The organism is Brevibacillus thermoruber 423 (genome assembly GCF_000454065.1).
GTDB lineage: Bacteria > Bacillota > Bacilli > Brevibacillales > Brevibacillaceae > Brevibacillus > Brevibacillus thermoruber.
Genome location: NZ_KE695654.1, coordinates 227866 through 245411 on the forward strand (window position 1 = coordinate 227866; position 17546 = coordinate 245411).

Sequence of the window (17546 nt, forward strand, 5' to 3'; positions counted from 1 at the left end):
GAGCGGATCAATATAAGCCTTCTCAATCATCCCCTTACCACAAGGATCATTCATAGACCAATCATTCCATCTGCAACCAAAGGTCCGCACATTCACATACTGGTATTCAGGGGAGGAGATGCGCATGTTTCGCACGGGAATCACCTTGTCCGCCGCCCTGTTGACGGCGCTGTTTCAGCCGGCTGCCGCTTTGGCCGCCGCAAACGATCTCACTTACCACCGGGCAGACACGATCGCTCACCGGGGCGCCTCCGGCTACGCGCCGGAGAACACCATGGCCGCGTTTCGCAAGGCGGTGGAGATGAAGGCGGATTACATCGAGCTTGACGTGCAGGTCACCAGGGACGGTCATCTGGTGGTCATCCACGACAATACGATCGACCGGACGACCGACGGCACCGGCAGGGTGGGCGCCCTCACCTTCAAGGAGATGCGCAGGCTGGATGCGGGCCGTTTCTTCCACTCCGCCTTTGCCAGGGAACCGATCCCCACCCTTGACGAGGTGCTGGACGAATTCCGCGGCAAAGTCGGCATCCTGATCGAACTGAAGTCGCCGGAGCTGTATCCGGGCGTGGAAAAAAGGGTGGCCGACGCCCTGCGGAAGCGCGGCATGGATAAGCCCCGCAGCGCCAGGGTTATCGTGCAGTCCTTCCACTTCGATTCGCTGAAACGGTTTCACAAGCTCCTGCCGGACATTCCGATCGGCGTGCTGACCAACAAGGCGAGTCAACTGACGGACGCGATGCTGGACGAGTTTGCGACCTATGCGAACTACGTGAACCCCAGCCGCAATCTGGTGACCGCCGATCTGACAGACCGCATCCACGAACGCGGCATGCAGGTCTTCGCCTGGACCGTTCGCAAACGGGACGAGGTGAAGCCGCTGCTGATTGCGGGCGTCGACGGCATCATTACCGACTTTCCGGATTACGTGCCGCGCAGCCATCGCAGATAAGCGCCAACAGCCACACCATGCGTCGGGAAAAGCAGGCAAAGGGCCGCCTCACAGGGTACGGGCGCCCTTTTTTTGGTGCCGGACGGGATTTGTTTTGTTTCATAAGCGGTACTCACCCATTGGGAAAATATGAGATTTTGGCCGTTTAACAACCATAGTAACATATGAAAGATGTCGTTTATTGGAATTTTTCCACATTAACAGATGGGAACGAAAAACCATTTCGCGAGTCCGGCTATCTAATAAATGGGAGGAAGGAGGCAACGAGATGACGGATTTCATCGAGAAGGCAAAAAAAGGAGATGGTGAGAGCTTTGCACAGGCAGTCATGCAGGTAAAGGACAAGGCGTACCGCGTTGCCTATTCGTATCTGAACGATCAGGAGAGCAGCATGGACGCTGTTTGCGACGCGGTGGAAAAAGCGTTTCTCCATCTGGAAACCCTGCGGGACAACCGCTATTTTTCCTCGTGGTTCATCCGCATCGTGATCAATGAGTGCAAAGCCCAACTGCAGAAGCGGCAGCGTGCTCTCACACTGTCGCAGCAACTGTCCGACGAGCCGGAACACGAAACGCCGGCGCGGGAAGAGGTGATGGATGTGCAGGCTCTCCTCAACCAGTTGGCACCGCTTGACCGTCTGGAAGCGGAGGGAGTTTGACCATGGACAAGATATGGGAAGGGATTTCTCAATTCCACAAACAAATGCCGGTTCCCGAGGAACTTGACGACCGGATTCGGCAGCGCATCGAAAAGCTGGTCACGAGGCGAAAAGCAGCTCGAAAAAGACGCATCCTGATTGCGTTGGCGGGAAGTCTGGCTTTTACGTCCTCAGTAGGTCTGGCAGCGCTGAACATCGATGAGATAACAGACAGGAGCGGACGTTTCTCGTACAAAATCGAGGAGGCCCGGATCGTCGGCAAAGAAGAGCGAATGCAGCCTGCGAAGACAAAGGCTGATCAGGAATTGGCCGAACTGGAAAAGCGCTTTTCGCCGGGAACGGCTTACCTTGTCTATGAACGAACGGATCGTCCGGAAATGGAATCCCATTACTACAAGCAAAAGAGCCTGGTCATTTCCGATTTTTCCACATTCCAAGACCAGTTGGGCCTGTTTGCAGACATTCCGGAAGAATTGGCGGGCGGTTACCGATTTGTCGAAGGGTCATTGAACTTTGAAATAGACCGAGCGAGCTACGATGAAGAGGCATACCTTCAGGTGATGCGGGAGGAAGCCGTTAAGAACAACAGGCAGGTAGCGGTGAAACAGGTTCCGCTGCAGCGGGATTTCATCAGGCAGGCAAACGCGATATATCGCATCCAGGACAGGCAGATCACCGTCTGGATTGATGACGTGGGCTCCGGAGCGGGAGAAGTCGGTTTTCCCTATACCTCTCTGGAGAAAGTGCCGCTTTCCGACTTCGACGCGCTGTATGCCACGTTCACAGACCCGTCGGGGGAAGAGATGCAGGTGTTGAAATGGATCGGCAGCAAGATTCCCGGCACCAATCGAAGCCGCATGTATCAGCTCTACGCCAAAACGGGGGATGCTACGAAAGCAGATTTGTTGAAAGCAGCAGAGGGTTTTTTGGACTGATTCGCCGTCAGTCATTTCTGACGCTTTCAGATTGTTGGCTTCCCCCATCCGTCACTGTGTCTGCACATGGAAAAGGAGACTCGCGATGAGTCTCCTTCCTTTTCCTTACCGCTTCTTCTGCACGCCTTTGACGGCAGCCACCGTCGCGAGCGCCGCCTGCAGGTCGTCGTAGATCACGTTGCCCACCACGACGGTGTCGGCGATCGCCGCCATCTCCGCCGCCTGCTGCGGCGTGCGGATGCCGCCGCCGTAGAACAGATGCGCCCCTTCGGCTCCCGCCCGGCAGGCCCGGACCAGCTCCGGGTCGCCGTAGGTGCCGCTGTACTCCACGTAGACGATGGGCAGGCGGCAGATGTTGACGGCCACCTGGGCGTAGGCCTTGGCCTCTTCGCTGTCCGCGATCGGACGGGCCTTGGTCAACTGTGCCACGCCTGCCGCCGGGTTGGCGATCAGGTAGCCTTCCGTAAAGATCTCCTCCCAGTGGATGTAGGAACCGTACGCCTTCAGGCCGGAGACGTGCGGCGCAAAGATCCAGTCCGGATCGCCCGCGTTGAGCACCAGCGGGATGAAGTAGGCGTCAAAGCCGGGCACCACCGCATCCAGCGAGGAGATTTCCAGCACGGTCGGGACCGCGTAGCGGCGGATCCGCGACATCAGCTCCAGCGTGTTGTCGTACGTCACGCCGTAGGTGCCGCCGACGAGGATCGCATCCGTCCCCGATTCGCACAGCGCTTCCAACGCCTCGTCACCGATCGCTTTGTCCGGGTCCAGTTTGAAGGTATGGCGCCAGCCACGATAGTCAATCACCGATGTTTGCCTCCCACTCTATTTGCCGATCCGCTCCAGCGCCAGTTGGTAACCGTCGTTGCCGTAGTTCAGGCAGCGTTTCACACGGGAGATGGTCGCCGTGCTCGCCCCTGTCTCCGCTTCGATCTGGTTGTACGTGTAGCCCTTGCGCAGCATGCGGGCCACTTCCAGGCGCTGCGCCAGCGACTGCATTTCGTTCACGGTGCAGAGATCGTCGAAAAAGCGATAGCACTCCTCGATGGTTTCCAGGGAGAGAATCGCTTCAAAAAGCTGCTCGATTCCTTTTCCTTTCAGTTTTTCCAATTGCATCACGATCACCCCATCATTTCGCAGGGAAAGTTTTTCGCTGTAAAATTTTCAAGCACTAAAGCCCCGAGGCTATCTTAATCTTAGAAGATATGCCGCCGCTTCGCAAGTCCCTATTGGAATTTCACATAGTGGGACAGCGACGGTGCGTTGGGGACGATCTCCACCCACGTGTTTCCCGGCAGCAGCGGCAGTTCTTTGGTCAAGGCCGCGTCCTCGTACGCGCGGATGACGCCGCCCTGCCGCTTCCACTTGATCTTGCGCGCCGTTCCCTGCTGAAACAGATAACCGTCTCCCGGTCCGACGACATCCACCTGGCGCCGGCCTTCCTTGTCCAGCACGCGGTGTCGGGCGGCGATCACCAGCACGTTGGCGGCGGAAAGCTGCTCGCCGGTCGTCAGGTCGAGGTGCGGCTTGCCTGCGGTCAGGCGCAGGTATTTCTTTTTCTCGGCGTCGTACTGGAAGCCGGCCTTGTTCAGCGGATGGAACGTGATGTCGATCTGACGGGCCGGCTCTCCCTCCGCAATCACGGCATCGGCCGGCAGAAAGGAAAGGCGCGGCAGTTCTCCCCGCGTCCGCATGCCCTTGTCGCGGATCGCCTGATCGATCAGGTCGGGCTTGGTGTAGAGGTTGTGCGGCGCCTTGCGAAACGTTTCCCGCCAAAAATAGCGGCCGTTGGGAATCTCGTCCAGATGGCTGTAGTCGGAACGGGCCAGCGTCCCCAACGCTTCCGGGCTGCCGCCCGCGTGTACGAGCACGGCATCCAGTCCGACGCCAATCTGGATAAAATACGGGCGAATGCTGCGCACCGGGCCGATCACGTCCGGCCGCTGGCTGTGAAAGACGGCGAGAAGACGGGTCATTTCCCCCTCCGCCAGCACCTCGTACACCAGGTCCGCCTGGTTCAGCCCGGACTGCGGACGTGCGGGCGGCGCGTTGTTGATCATCACCATGATCGGCCGCTGTTCCAGCTTCACCGGGCTTCCCAGGCCGGTAAACGGGGCGGTGTAGGCGTCTTTCGGCTGTTCGGTCGGAGGTGTTTCCACGCGGGGAGCGGGCGGCTGCTCCGGCTGGGGCGGGGTGTCGCCCGGCTTTCCGGTGCACGCCGTGAGCAGCGCCAGAGTCAGCAGCGTCAACGTGAATGGGATGCGTCGTCGCATGGGAGCGCTCCTTTCCAGTTTTCTCTTCGACTTCCTCTCTTTTCTGCGCGTGACAGGAGAATCCTGCTTCCACACGTTTTCCACGATTCTCATACGCCCCTCCCACACATCGCGAACGGCGCTGTGCTACAATGTTACCAAACGACAGAGGCAAAGCGAGGAATGAACCATGCAGACTCCCTACCTCGTCTATCTCGTGGACGACGAAACCAATCTGCTGGGGCTTTTGCAGTCCTATCTGGAAAGCGCCGGTTTCCGGGTCCGGGCGTTTTCCAGCGGGGCCGACGTGCTGCCGGTGCTGGACGAGCCGGAACAGCCCCACATCTGGATCCTGGACATCATGCTGCCCGACATTGACGGATACGAGCTCCTGCGGCTGATTCGCAGCAAATCGGACGTGCCGATCATTTTCATCTCCGCCCGGGATCAGGACATCGACAAAATCATCGGGCTGGAGCTGGGCAGCGACGACTATCTGGCCAAACCGTTTTTGCCCCGGGAACTGGTCATCCGGGTGCAAAAGCTGCTGCAGCGCACGTACGAAAAGGGGCCTGCCCTCGCATCGGCCCAGCCGCAGACGTACCAGGACTGGGTCGCGGTGGGGCCGTACCTGATTTCGGAGAAAGGCCGGCTGGTCAAGGAAGGGGAAAAACCGATCGAGCTGACCACCAAGGAGTTTGAGCTGATCGTCTACCTCCTGCACAACCAGGGGCTTGCCCTGAACCGGGAACAAATCTTGACGGCCATCTGGGGAGAGGATTACATCGGATCGGACCGGGCGGTGGATGACCTGGTCAAACGCATCCGCAAAAAGATGCCCAAATTCCCGCTGGAGACCGTCTACGGCTTCGGCTACCGATTGACCCGGCCATGAGCAAATTCCGCCTGAAAAACCTGCCGCTCTCCCGGCAGATTCTGATTTTGTTCATGCTGCTGACCAGCGTGCTGGGGATCGGCGTGGGCATCGTCTATCCCTTTGCCGTCAAGCAGTACCTGGTCAACAACACGTATGCCCTGTTGGAGGAAGAGTTCTACACCCTGTCGGAACACATCGCCTTCAACGAGCACAACGAACTGCTCCCCGTTCCCGCGGCCGCTCCCTACTTTTTGCAATTGCTCCTGTCGCGCTACGAATACTCGTTTGACATGATCGTCTTTTCCGCGGACGGCCATGTGCTGGGCAAACGATTGACGGAAAATCTCTCCTACGAGGACACGATCGACCTGTTCCGGGGGGCGGCCTCCTTTTCCCGGAACCGGCTGCAGCACGGCACGCTCGAACGGGGCGGGGAGGACTACCTGTTTGTCAGCAAGCTGATGGATTACCACGGCTTTCCCTACTACCTCGTCCTCTTTTCCAAGGAGCGGGAGCTGAACCAGATCAACGCGCTTCTGACCCGCCAGTTTATGGTCATCTTCCTCGTCCTGCTGCTGGTGAGCTGGCTGTTGGCCGTCTGGTTCAGCCGCTATCTGAGCAAGCCGCTGCAAACCCTGGACGAGTCGTGCCAAAAGATTGCCCGCCGGCAGTTTGACATCCCGCTGACGATGGACCGGGAGGACGAAATCGGCCAACTGGCCCGCTCGTTTGAGTCGATGAAAAGCCAACTGAAGGAATACGACGAGTCGCAGCGCTACTTTATTCAAAACATCTCGCACGAGTTGAAGACACCGATCATGGCGATCCAGGGGTATGCCCACGGCCTGCTGGAAGGCGTGTTCAAGGGACCCCAGGCGGAAAAGGGACTGGAGATCATCATGGAGGAGAGCAAGCGGCTGGAAAAGGTGGTGGGCCAGCTCCTCTACCTGACGAAGATCGAGTCGGTCTCCCAGATGATGCAGATGGGACGCGTCGATCTGGCAGAGATGTTCAGCCTCCTGCAGCAGCGCCTCTCCGTGCTCAACCCGGCCGTCACCTGGGAACTGCGCCTGCCTTCCGAACTGGTGCTGGAAGGAGACGGCGAGCAGCTCAGCACGGCGTTCGTCAACATCCTGGAAAATCAACTGCGCTACGCGAACAGCCGGCTGACGATCACCGGTTCCCAGGCGGGCGAAACGGTGACCGTCACCATCTCCAACGACGGCCCGCCGATCGAGGAAGCCCTGCTGCCCCATCTGTTCCAGCGTTTCCGCAAAGGCAAATCGGGCAAGCACGGCCTCGGTCTGGCCATCGCCCGCGCCGTCTTCGAAGCCCACGGCGGCAGCATTTCCGTGCGCAACGAGGCGGACGGCCCCTGTTTTACAGTGACGCTGCCGGTCGACAGGAAATAGAGAAGTCCCGGTCATCCGGGACTTTTTTGATGCGGGCCGGCCGTTTTTCTTTCTTCCGTGGAAGGGCCGACCGCCAGAAGCGGCAGGGCGGAGCATTCGGCCGAAAAATGTTATGACCAAACAAGAAACGCCGTCGAACCTTCCAGATGTTCACCCGCTTTGTACAAAACAATTTCCATTTTCAAACAATACGGAATATTCGTTGACGCCTGTCCTTTATCCTGATATGTTAGTAGAAAATATATTTCTCACAAATGAGTTGGGGGTTACGTCATGAAAACACAAACCGTTCGCTTGTTGCTTGCCGGATTGCTGGCTGGTTCGCTCGTCGCCGGTTGCGGCGGGGGCAATTCCGCTTCTTCGACGGGGGACAATGCCGGCAGCGGCGGAAACGCCGGCTCCAGCGTAATCAAAATTGCCACGCAAAGCCCGCTGTCCGGCTCGCAGTCGCTGGAGGGGGACGGCATCAAGCTGGGGGCGCAGTTGGCCGTGCAGGACCGCGCGGAAGACTTCAAAAAGCTGGGCTTTGACCTGCAGCTCTTCCCGCAGGACGATCAGGCAGACCCGAAAATCGGCGTCTCCAACGCGGAAATGCTGATCGCCGACCCGGACGTCTACGCCGTGATCGGCCACTACAACACCGGCGTCGCCATCCCCTCCTCCGTCAAGTACGAGGAAGGCAAGCTAGCGATGATCTCCCCGGCCAACACCGGCGTTGAACTGACGGAGGCGGGCAAAAAGAGCGTGAACCGCCTGGTGGCGCGCAACGACCAGATCGCGCCGGCCGCCGCCAAATACGCCAAGGAGAAGATGGGCGTCACCACGGTCTACATCGCCCATGACAAGACCTCGTACGGACAGGGGCTGGCTGACGAGGTGCGCAAGGCGTTCAAGGAGCTGGGGGTGAAGGAAGTGGCCTATGAAGGCATCAACCCCGGGGAAAAAGACTACAGCGCGATCGTCAACCAACTGGCGGCGCACAAGCCCGACCTCGTCTTCTACGGCGGCATGTACGCCGAACTGGGGATCATCGCCAAGCAGGCACGCGAGAAGGGCTACACCGGCCAATTCATGGGCGGCGAAGGGCTGGAGTCGAACGACATGTACAAAATCGCCGGCTCCGCTGCGGAAGGCATCGTCTACGCCACCGTGGTCAGCGACATCCGCTCCCAGGAGGAAGGCAAGAAGTGGGTGGACCGGTTCAAAACGGCATTCAACAAGGAGCCGGGCGCGTTTTCTCCGTTTGCCTATGACGCTACGCTGGTCGCCCTGAACGGCATCGAACAGGCCATCAAGGATAACGGCGGCAAAAAGCCGACGCGCGAACAGGTGATGAACGCCATCCGCTCCACCAACGAGTTTAACGGTTTGTTTACCAAGGTGACCTTTGACGAAAAAGGAGACAACAAGCACTCCCAGGTGTATATCTACCGGTACGGCAAAGACAAAGCCGAGTTTATCGGCGAAGCGGGACAGTGACCCGCTTTCCGGCGCCTGCGTTCAGCGGGCGCCTTTTTTGCGTCTTCCGGCTTAAACGCAGCAAAAAACCCTTTTGCGCAAGCGGCCGGACAGGGCCGGCAGACGCTGTGCAAAAGGGTTGTCCATCAACAAACAGGATTGTTCCTCGACACGCGCTACACCTCTTCGATCAACCGGGCCAGCAGGGCAGCGCGTCTGGGAATCTCGTCCAGCTCCACAAATTCCTCCGTCGAGTGGGCAAACCCGCCTTTTGCCCCCAGCCCGTCAAGGGTGGGGAGACCGCAGGCGGCGGCGAAGTTTCCGTCGCTGACGCCGCCGGTGCCCGACTCCTGCAGGGCCATGCCCAGCTCCTCGGCCCCGATCTTCCGGGCCAGGGCAAACAGGGCGGCGATCTGCTCCGTCCGTTCCATCGGCGGACGGCGAATGCCGCCGGACACCGTCAGCCGCGCGCCGGACAGGCTGGGCGTCAGTCCCGCAAACAGCCGCTCGATCCGCCGCGCTTCCTCCAGCGTCCTCACCCGGACGTCCACTTCCGCTTCGGCGTAATCGGCCACCACATTGGAGCCGATTCCCCCTTTGACCAGGCCCACGTTGACGGTCGTCCCGCTCGCATAGTCGGTCAGTCCGTGCAGGTACTGCACCAGCCGGGACAGCTCCTCAATCGCCGACACTCCTTTGTCGTGGTCCACCCCGGCGTGGGCGGAAACGCCGTGGACGCGCAGGGTAAAATGGGCGCTGCCTTTGCGCCACGTCTTCAGCGCGCCGTCCGGCTCCATCGGCGGTTCCAGCACGAAGCCGGCCAGGGAACGGGACGCCTCCCGTTCGACGAGTGCCCGCGAGGTGGGGCTGCCGATTTCTTCGTCGCTGTTGAGCAAAAGCACCACCTGCTTGTCAGCCGGCAGGCGGTTCAGCTCCGCCAGCGCGCGCAGCGCAAACATCGCCTGCAGCACGCCCGCCTTCATGTCGTAGACGCCCGGGCCGTACGCTTTTCCCTCCCGGATGAAAAACGGACGGCGGGCCGCTTCCCCTTGCGGCCAGACCGTGTCGTAGTGGCCGATCAGCAGGACTTGTCTGCTGCCGCTTCCCAGCACGCAGCGCACCTGGTCGCCGTAGACGCTGTTGGGGATTCGCTCCGCCCTGCCGCCGGTCAGTTCCTCGAAGCGGCGGGCAAACCACTCCGCCATCCGATCCCCCGCCTCCTTGTCGCGTGAGGGGGAATCCATGTTGACGCAGGCTTCCAAGAGCTGGATCAGGTGTTGGTGATGTTGTTGCAGATACGAGTGAATTGACATCGTGCCTCTTCCTTAATGGGATTGGGAATTGAGTCCAAACAGGCGCTCCAGCCCGTACACCTTTTCCAGCAGGACGATAAACACCAGGCTGAGCAGGATGACGACCGCGGAGATGGAGGCCACCAGCGGGTCCAGCGTCTCCTGCATGTAGGTGAAAATGGCCAGCGGCAGCGTCGTCGTGTCGGGCGCCACCAAGAAGAGCGACACCGTCACGTTGTCAAACGAGGTCAGAAACGAAAAGATCATGCCCGACACGATGGCCGGCCGCAAAAGCGGCAGCGTGACGTCCCAGAACACCCGAAGCGGCCGGGCTCCCAGCATGTAGCCCGCCTTTTCCAGGGTGTAGTCGAACGTGCTGAGGCCGGTCAGCACCAGCCGCACCACGTACGGAATGGAGATCAGCGTGTGGGCCAGGAGCAGGCCGGTAAACGTGCCGGCAATTCCGATCCGCGTAAAGAACAGCAGCGCGGCGATCCCGATGATCAGCGACGGCACGGTCAGCGGCGACAGCAGCAGGCTGTTGATGACCCCGCTGCCGCGGAATCTGTACTTGCTCAAGGCAAAGGCCGCCAGCGTGCCGATCAGCGTCGCCAGCACCGCCGTAATCGCGGCAAGCTGCAGGCTGAACCAGAACGACTCGATAAACTCCGGCCGATCCAGAATCTTGGCGTACCACTGCCAGGAAAAGCCCTCCGGCGGGAACGACAGGTAGCCGGCCGAAGTAAACGAGCTGGGGATGATGACCAGAAACGGCAGGTTGACCAGAAGCAGCACAAAGAAGGTGATCAGTCCGTACCCATTCAGCTTTTTCATGACGCAAACACCTCTTTGTATCGCTTGGTTTCAATCAGCCGCGTGTACAGGGTGACCAGCAGGATCGTGCTGCCCAGCAGCAGGAAGGCCAGCGCCGCTCCCAGCGGCCAGTTGAGCGTCGACATGATCTGTTCGTAGGCGATGACCGGCATCACCTTCACCGAGGTGCCCCCCATCAGCGCCGGCGTCACAAACGCGCTCATCGACAAGCTGAACACCAGCGTCGTGCCGGCGATAATTCCCGGCAGGCTGAGCGGCAGCGTCACGGTGAAAAACGTCCGCACGCGGGACGCCCCCAAAATGGACGCCGCCTTGGACAGCGACGGATCGATCGCGTACAGGCTGGTGGCGATCGCCAGCACCATGTAGGCGATAAACGAATCGGTCAGGCCGATGACCACGCCCAGCTCGTTGTACATCAGGCGCAGCGGCTGGTCGATCAGGCCGAGCTTCAGCAGCGTTTCGTTGATCCAGCCCTTTTCGCCCAGCACGACCACCCAGCCGAAGTTGCGGATCACCACGCTGATCAGGTGCGGCGCCAGAATCAGCATGGTGACGACGCCCCGCATCCGGCCCGAGGCCTGCGCCATGAACATGGCCACGGGAAAGCCGAGCAGGAGCGTGCACAGCACCGTCCAGAGGCTGATTCGGATGGTCCGCCAGAGAATCTCCAGGTAAAACGGGTCCTGGATGAACAGCAGGTAGTTTTGCAGGCTGAACGCCTGCGTGTCGTCCTGAAAACTCAACAGGAGCATCAGCAGCATCGGAATCAGAAACACGCCCAGGAGCACGATCATGCTCGGCGCTGTCAACAGCAGAATGGAGAGACGCTTGCTCATGGGCTATCCCCTCTCCACCGGCATGACCAGCACGTCTTCGCTCTCCCAGCGGCAGTTGACCGCCCTGCCGGGGGTAAGCGGCATCCCCTGCCCGTCCATCTGCACCTTGACGGACAGGGGATGCCCTCCCGCCTTCACCTCGCATTCGGTAAAGGCGCCCAAAAAGGAGGCAATCATCAACTGGCCGCTGGCGTGGTTGACCTCATCCGCAGCCGCTCCGTCCGCCAGACGGATTTTTTCCGGCCGCACAAACACCGCCACTCTTTCGCCAGGGGCAAACGCCCGCTGCTGCCGGGCCGCCCTGACGATAAGGCCGCCCGCCGTTTTCACGGTGAGACCCTCGCCGTCCTGGGCGAGTACGACTCCCTCCAGGCGGTTGGTCTTGCCGATGAAGGTGTGGACAAACTCGGAGGCGGGACGGTTGTAGATCTCCTCGGGCGTGCCGATCTGCTCGACGCGGCCGTGGTTCAGCACGACGATGCGGTCCGACAGGGAGAGCGCTTCTTCCTGGTCGTGGGTGACGAAGATGGTGGTCACGCCGATCTCCTGGTGCAGCCGCTTCAGTTCGTCGCGCAGTTCTTCGCGCAGCTTGGCGTCCAGGTTGCTGAGCGGCTCGTCCAAAAGGAGCAGCGACGGCTCGATCACCAGCGCGCGGGCGATCGCAATCCGCTGCCGCTGGCCGCCGGACAACTGCTTGGGATAGCGATCGGCCACATGCGGCAGCTTGACCAGTTCCAGCACCCGCTTCACCCGCTCCTGCATCTCGGCTTTGCCCACCTTGCGCAGCTTCAGCCCGTAGGCGACGTTTTCCGCCACCGTCATGTGCGGAAACAGCGAATAGGTTTGAAACACCATGCCCAGTTCGCGCTTGTAAGGGGGGACGCCGTTCATGCGCCGCCCCTTGATCAAGAGCTCCCCTTCGTCCGGGTCCAAAAATCCGGCGATCATGTTCAGCGTGGTCGTCTTGCCGCAGCCGGACGGCCCGAGAAACGAGACAAACTCTCCCTGCTCCACCTGCAGGTTGAAGTCCCGAACCACGACGTTATTCTGGAACTTCTTCATGATGTTGCGCAGTTCGACGTCAATTACCTTGCTCAAAGGGACACCTACTTTCCTGTCAGCGGCGCGATCTCCTTGTTGAAGCGATCGAGCCACGCGGACGTTTCCTTGCTGATCGTGTCGTAGTCGAAGTTCACCACTTTGCTGCGGTCAAACTCCAACTGCTTGGCCACGTCTTCCGGCAGCTTCACGGCCGTGGCCGGGTTGTAGTAGAGCTTGGTCGCGTACATGATCTGCACCTCGTCGCTCAGCAGGAAGTCGATAAACGCTTTGGCGGCGTTGGGGTGCTTGGCCCCTTTGACCAGCGTGGCGACGTTCGGCACGATGTTGCCGCCCTCTTCCGGGAAGACGAATTCCAGCGGCAGGCCCGTCTCTTTCTGCGTCAGGCTGCGGGCCATCGTCCAGGTGGTGTAGGCCGCGCTTTTGTTTTGCAGGTTTTGCTGCAGTTGGGCCGCGCTCTTGGCAAACGTCGGCATGTAGCTCGCAATCGTTTTCATTTTTTCAAAGCCGGGCTCGATGTTTTTCTCCGAACCGCCGTTGGCGTAGGCCAGCATGATCATCGTGGAGCGGCCGAAGTTGCTGGCCACGTCGGTCATCGTGATGTAGCCCTTCACTTCCGGCCTGGTCAGGTCGTTCCACGACTTGGGCACCGGCAGGCCTTTTTCCTTGACGAGCTCCGCGTTGTAGGAGATGCCCATCGGCGTAAAGTTGACGGTTACCCCGCTGTTTTCCGCGACGCGCAGGTCCTGCGGCACGTTTTTCATGTTGGGGATGTCCGTCTCGGAGAGCGCCTCCCACAGCCCTTCCTGGCGCCCTTTTTCCTGTTCGCCGCCCTCGACGATGGTGACGTCGATCTGCGGCGCGTTTTTCTGCGCTTTTACCTTGGCCACGATCTCGGTCGAGACGCCGGAGACGTAGGTCAGCTTTACGTTCGGGTACTTCTCGTTGAACTTCTTGAAAATCTCGTCTTTCATTAGCTGTTCGACCGTGGCGCCGTTGCCCGCCACGACCAGTGTGTCCTCCAACTGAGCCTGTGCCTGGCCGCCGCCCTGCCCCGCAGGCTGGCCGGACGCGGCTGGCTGCCCGGCGGAAGACCCACAGCCGGCGAGCAGTGAACCGGTCAAAGCAAGAATGGACAGTACCGATAATGCCTGTTTCTTCACGTGTTCATCCCCCGTTATGTGTATGTTTTTAACAAATTGTTCACGAATAGAAAACATCGTTTCCTATCCGAGAACTCTAGTGATATACTATCATGAAGAGACTGACAATTCAAGGTAGTCTGAGTAAAGGGATGATTATCCCTTTTCGAACCGTAAAGTCTTCCCGGTTATGGTAGACTATTGCTAAATGTGAACTTCGGAGGAGTCGTGTCCATGGATCATTTTCTGTCTTCCGTACGCAACAGCTGCCGGCTGTTGAAAATCTTCCTCGACGCGCCCAAGGAGCTCGGCGTGACGGAATTGAGCAAGCGGCTGCAGCTCTCCAAGGGAGCGGTGCACAAGCTGCTGGCGACGCTGGAGGCGGAAGGATTTATCCGCCAAAACGAAAAAACCAGGCAGTACACACTCGGCTACACGCTGCTGGAGCTGGGCAACAAGGTGCTGAAAAACCACGACATCGTCGACTTTGCCGCTCCCTATATCAACCGCCTGGTGTCCCGCACGCAGGAGCTGGTCGTGCTGTGCGTGCAGGACGTCACCGACGCCATCTACGTCACCAAGGTGGATTCGCCTCACCCGATCCGCTTTACGGTCGAAACGCACCGCCGTTTCCCCCTCTATTCCACCTCTGCGTCCCGCGTGCTGTTGGCCTACAAACCGGAATCGTTTCAGGACGAGGTGCTGGCGGAGGGAATCCGGACGTACACGCCCTACTCGTTCACGTCAGCCGACGAGATCAAGCTGGCGCTGCGGGAGATCCGGGAACGGGGCTACGAATTCAGCTCCGACCGGCGCAACGTGGGCGTCACCGGGATGGCGGCGCCGCTGTTTGATTCCACCGGCGAAGTGGCCGCATCGGTCAGCGTGATCGGCCCGTCCGACCGCGTTCTTCCCCAGAAGGATGCGATCCTCAGGGAACTGCTGGAGACGGTGCGAGAGATGTCCGCGGAATTGGGGTACCGTCCGTGAGCGCTGCCCATGCTTCGCCCGGATCAGCCGTTTGGTCTGGTCCGGGCTTTTTTTTGCGCACGCGGCTGGCCCATATAAGCGGAAAACAATAACGTTTACGTTAACGTTACAGTTTTGTATCATAATACCTGTCTTCATGTTGTCGTGCCAGTACGCAAGCGAATGGGAGGGAGCCCGTTGTACCGCATCGAGGAGGCAGCAAAAAAAACCGGCCTGACGAAAAGGGCGCTTCGCTATTACGAGGAATTGGGGCTGGTCAATCCGTCCGGGCGAACGGAGAGCGGATACCGCATGTACACGGACGAGGACATCGCCCACATCCTGCACGTCAAAAACACCCGCGACCTGTTGGGAGCGTCGCTGCAGGAAATCAAGGACATGATGGACCTGGCCCACAAATACGAGCTGTTGAAGCAGGGCTATTACCAGGGAGTGTCCGCCGAAGAAAAGCTGAACCTGCTGACCGAACTGGAGCGGACGCTCCTGGCCAAGCGCGGCTTTTTGCAGGAAAAAATGAACAAACTCTCGGAACTGCTGGCCAACTACGATGAGAAGTTGACCCGCATTGCCAGGAAAAAACGGGAACTGCAGGCGGAGATCGAAAACGAAAAGGAGGAACCCTGATGGAGAGTCACACTCATGCATGGCGCATCATTATGCAGCAGCCCAAGTCAGCCTGGGCTGTCGCTTTTGCCTGTGTGGTCGCTTTCATGGGGATCGGATTGGTCGACCCGATCCTGCCCGCGATTGCGAGCAAACTGAATGCCACGCCCAGTGAAGTATCCCTGCTGTTCACCAGCTACATGCTGATGACCGGCTTGACGATGCTGGTCACGGGATGGGTCTCCAGCCGGATCGGCCCCAAGGCGACGCTCCTGGCCGGCCTGGCCGGAATCATCCTGTTTTCCTTCCTCGGCGGCATGTCCCACTCGGTGATGCAGATCGTCTGGTTCCGCGCCGGCTGGGGAATGGGCAACGCCTTTTTCATCTCCACCGCCCTGGCGGTGATTGTCAGCGTAGCCAGCGGCGGCACGGCGGGAGCGATCGTCCTGTACGAAGCGGCCATCGGTCTGGGGATGTCCGTGGGACCGCTGCTTGGCGGGCTGCTCGGGGGCATCAGTTGGCGCGGGCCGTTTTTCGGCGTCGCCGTGCTGATGGCGATCGCGCTGCTCGCCGTATTCGTTCTGCTCAGCGACGTGCCCAAGCCGAAGCGGCGCAGCTCGCTTCTCGATCCGTTCCGCGCGTTGGGGCACCGCGGCCTGTTTACCATGGCGCTGACGGCGCTCCTGTACAACTTCGGGTTTTTTACGCTGTTGGCGTTTTCTCCGTTTGTGCTGCACATGGACGAACACAGCCTGGGGTACGTGTTCTTCTTCTGGGGTGTGATGCTCGCCATCACCTCGGTGATCGTGGCGCCGAAGCTGCAGGAGCGCTACGGGTCCGTCCCCACGCTGTTCGCCATGCTGCTGCTGTTGGCCGCAGACCTGGCGGCCATGGGATTCGGCGTTTCGTCGCAAGTGACGCTGGTACTGGCCATCGTCATGGCCGGCGCGATTCTGGGCATTATCAACACCGTCCTGACCGCATCGGTGATGGACGTCGCGCCGGTGGAACGTGCCATCGCGTCTTCCGCCTACAGCTTCGTCCGTTTCGTCGGCGGCGCGGTCGCGCCCTGGCTGGCCGGCAAGCTGGCCGAGTGGTACTCGCCGCACGTCCCGTTTTACGCGGGCGCGCTGGCCGTTCTGTTCAGCATGCTGGCGCTGTACGCCGGCAAAAAACAACTGGCGAGCCTGCGTTGATGCGCAAGCTCGCCTTTTTTTACACGCTCTTCCCGAATCATCAGAAAAGAGCCCGCCACAGCACAATCGCCCCCACCCCGGCCAACAGCGCCCAGACGACCTGCTTTCTCCACAGGCCGACGGCGAGTGAAACCACCCCCGCCGCGAGGTACTCCGGACTCCACTGCCCGTCATTCCCATGAAAGAGAATGGGCGGCACGGTCAGCGAGCTGAACACGCCCACCGGGACCATGGCCAGTCCGCGCCGGAGCCAGTCGGGGATCTCCCAGCGCGAGCTGATCAGCAGCATGGGAAACCGCGTCAGATAGGTAATCACGGCCATCAAGACAATGATCAGCAGCACCTTATCGTTCACGGCTCACCGCTCCCATCACCACTGCCGTCAGCGTCCCGGCGATCACCGCCGCCGTCCCGCCGCCTCCCCAGTACGCGAGGCAGGCGACAGCCGCAGCGCCGGCCGCCACCTTCACATGAAACGGGGAGAGCAGATTGATCGCGAGAAAGCCGAGGAACGTGGCCACAAACGCAAAGTCCAGGCCGTACGCCTCCGTTTCCGTAAACACCGCGCCAAACCAGGCGCCGGCCAGCGTACTGGCGTTCCAGATCAGATAGTCGACCGCGCTCGCACCGGCAAAAAAGGAGAGGCTGGGCTTTTGGCCGGACGCCAGATAGGTGGATGTCAGGGCGTACGTCTCGTCGTTCAGGCCAGCCGCCATCAACGACAGCTTCCACGGAGGCGTCCCGCGAAAGTGGGGCCCGAGCGACAGTCCGTACAGCAGGTGACGGGCGTTCAGCAAAGCCGTGGAGACCAGAATGGGCCAGCCCACAATCCCCTGCGAGATCAGGCCGACGGCGGCAAACTGCGACGACCCTGCATTGACCAGGAGCGAAAACAGCAAGGCTTCCGCGATGCCGAGACCTGCCTGCCGGGCGAGGATGCCAAACACCAGCCCGTCCACGATCCCCGCGGCGGCGACCGGGATAATTTGAATCATGCCTGTGACAAACAACGTGCGCGCAGAGTTCACTCGCTTCACCCTCCAT

19 protein-coding genes are annotated in these 17546 nt (G+C 60.1%); 9 read left to right on the top strand and 10 right to left on the bottom strand.

Translation table 11 applies throughout. The features are described from left to right. Nucleotides 1-124: 124 nt before the first annotated feature. The 3 genes from M516_RS0120570 to M516_RS0120580 all read left to right on the top strand — a co-directional run bounded on the left by M516_RS0120570 (nucleotide 125) and on the right by M516_RS0120580 (nucleotide 2548). A complete protein-coding gene (locus M516_RS0120570) occupies nucleotides 125-955 on the top strand; it encodes a glycerophosphodiester phosphodiesterase (protein ID WP_029100792.1) in 831 nt (276 codons plus the stop codon). 268 nt (nucleotides 956-1223) lie between these two features. Then, the gene (locus M516_RS24095; RefSeq protein WP_051188321.1) at nucleotides 1224-1613 is read left to right on the top strand and encodes an RNA polymerase sigma factor; all 390 of its coding nucleotides are present in this window, start codon (nucleotides 1224-1226) and stop codon (nucleotides 1611-1613) included. A gap of 2 nt (nucleotides 1614-1615) precedes the next feature. Next, the gene (locus tag M516_RS0120580) at nucleotides 1616-2548 is read left to right on the top strand and encodes a hypothetical protein (RefSeq protein WP_029100793.1); all 933 of its coding nucleotides are present in this window, start codon (nucleotides 1616-1618) and stop codon (nucleotides 2546-2548) included. 105 nt (nucleotides 2549-2653) lie between these two features. On the opposite strand, the gene pcrB is transcribed toward M516_RS0120580, so the two are convergent. The 3 genes from pcrB to M516_RS0120595 all read right to left on the bottom strand — a co-directional run bounded on the left by pcrB (nucleotide 2654) and on the right by M516_RS0120595 (nucleotide 4821). After that, complete coding sequence (gene pcrB / locus M516_RS0120585) at nucleotides 2654-3355, bottom strand: heptaprenylglyceryl phosphate synthase (protein WP_029100794.1); 702 nt, start codon at nucleotides 3353-3355, stop codon at nucleotides 2654-2656. 18 nt (nucleotides 3356-3373) lie between these two features. Further along, nucleotides 3374-3664: a YerC/YecD family TrpR-related protein gene (locus M516_RS0120590; RefSeq protein ID WP_029100795.1), complete on the bottom strand. Its 291-nt coding sequence runs from the start codon at nucleotides 3662-3664 to the stop codon at nucleotides 3374-3376. 110 nt (nucleotides 3665-3774) lie between these two features. Continuing rightward, nucleotides 3775-4821 (bottom strand): DUF3048 domain-containing protein, encoded by a 1047-nt coding sequence (locus tag M516_RS0120595; protein ID WP_029100796.1) that lies wholly within the window; start codon nucleotides 4819-4821, stop codon nucleotides 3775-3777. Between the two features lie 169 nt (nucleotides 4822-4990). Here M516_RS0120595 and M516_RS0120600 point away from each other — a divergent pair, with 169 nt between their 5' ends. From M516_RS0120600 to M516_RS0120610, 3 genes are all read left to right on the top strand, one after another. Beyond that, nucleotides 4991-5695, top strand: a complete 705-nt coding sequence (locus M516_RS0120600; protein WP_029100797.1) for a response regulator transcription factor — start codon at nucleotides 4991-4993, stop codon at nucleotides 5693-5695. Next, a complete protein-coding gene (locus M516_RS0120605; RefSeq protein ID WP_029100798.1) occupies nucleotides 5692-7089 on the top strand; it encodes a HAMP domain-containing sensor histidine kinase in 1398 nt (465 codons plus the stop codon). The genes M516_RS0120600 and M516_RS0120605 overlap by 4 nt, the downstream gene beginning before the upstream one ends. Before the next feature lie 273 nt (nucleotides 7090-7362). Then, on the top strand, nucleotides 7363-8568 hold the full coding sequence (locus tag M516_RS0120610; protein ID WP_029100799.1) for a branched-chain amino acid ABC transporter substrate-binding protein: 1206 nt from the start codon (nucleotides 7363-7365) through the stop codon (nucleotides 8566-8568). Nucleotides 8569-8723: 155 nt separating this feature from the next. Here M516_RS0120610 and M516_RS0120615 read toward each other — a convergent pair whose 3' ends face one another. The 5 genes from M516_RS0120615 to M516_RS0120635 are packed head-to-tail and all read right to left on the bottom strand — an operon-like array spanning nucleotide 8724 to nucleotide 13734. After that, a complete protein-coding gene (locus M516_RS0120615; RefSeq protein WP_029100800.1) occupies nucleotides 8724-9860 on the bottom strand; it encodes a M20 family metallopeptidase in 1137 nt (378 codons plus the stop codon). Between the two features lie 12 nt (nucleotides 9861-9872). Next, nucleotides 9873-10673 carry an ABC transporter permease gene (locus M516_RS0120620; protein ID WP_029100801.1) on the bottom strand — a complete coding sequence of 267 codons (801 nt, stop codon included), beginning with the start codon at nucleotides 10671-10673 and terminating at the stop codon, nucleotides 9873-9875. Then, nucleotides 10670-11512, bottom strand: a complete 843-nt coding sequence (locus M516_RS0120625) for an ABC transporter permease (RefSeq protein WP_029100802.1) — start codon at nucleotides 11510-11512, stop codon at nucleotides 10670-10672. Before M516_RS0120625 ends, M516_RS0120620 begins: the two co-directional genes overlap by 4 nt. A 3-nt stretch (nucleotides 11513-11515) precedes the next feature. Continuing rightward, nucleotides 11516-12610, bottom strand: coding sequence for an ABC transporter ATP-binding protein (locus M516_RS0120630; protein WP_029100803.1), 1095 nt, complete (start codon nucleotides 12608-12610; stop codon nucleotides 11516-11518). Nucleotides 12611-12618: 8 nt separating this feature from the next. After that, a complete protein-coding gene (locus tag M516_RS0120635; protein ID WP_029100804.1) occupies nucleotides 12619-13734 on the bottom strand; it encodes an ABC transporter substrate-binding protein in 1116 nt (371 codons plus the stop codon). A 213-nt stretch (nucleotides 13735-13947) separates the two neighbouring features. Here M516_RS0120635 and M516_RS0120640 point away from each other — a divergent pair, with 213 nt between their 5' ends. From M516_RS0120640 to M516_RS0120650, 3 genes are all read left to right on the top strand, one after another. Then, nucleotides 13948-14703 (top strand): IclR family transcriptional regulator, encoded by a 756-nt coding sequence (locus M516_RS0120640; RefSeq protein WP_029100805.1) that lies wholly within the window; start codon nucleotides 13948-13950, stop codon nucleotides 14701-14703. Nucleotides 14704-14880: 177 nt separating this feature from the next. Next, nucleotides 14881-15327 carry a MerR family transcriptional regulator gene (locus M516_RS0120645; protein ID WP_029100806.1) on the top strand — a complete coding sequence of 149 codons (447 nt, stop codon included), beginning with the start codon at nucleotides 14881-14883 and terminating at the stop codon, nucleotides 15325-15327. Continuing rightward, nucleotides 15327-16502: an MFS transporter gene (locus M516_RS0120650; RefSeq protein WP_029100807.1), complete on the top strand. Its 1176-nt coding sequence runs from the start codon at nucleotides 15327-15329 to the stop codon at nucleotides 16500-16502. The genes M516_RS0120645 and M516_RS0120650 overlap by 1 nt, the downstream gene beginning before the upstream one ends. Before the next feature lie 40 nt (nucleotides 16503-16542). Here M516_RS0120650 and M516_RS25020 read toward each other — a convergent pair whose 3' ends face one another. Both M516_RS25020 and M516_RS25310 read right to left on the bottom strand, forming a co-directional pair. After that, on the bottom strand, nucleotides 16543-16857 hold the full coding sequence (locus tag M516_RS25020) for an AzlD domain-containing protein (protein ID WP_238551018.1): 315 nt from the start codon (nucleotides 16855-16857) through the stop codon (nucleotides 16543-16545). Next, on the bottom strand, nucleotides 16847-17530 hold the full coding sequence (locus M516_RS25310; RefSeq protein ID WP_141669736.1) for an AzlC family ABC transporter permease: 684 nt from the start codon (nucleotides 17528-17530) through the stop codon (nucleotides 16847-16849). The genes M516_RS25020 and M516_RS25310 overlap by 11 nt, the downstream gene beginning before the upstream one ends. Between the last annotated feature and the right edge of the window lie 16 nt (nucleotides 17531-17546).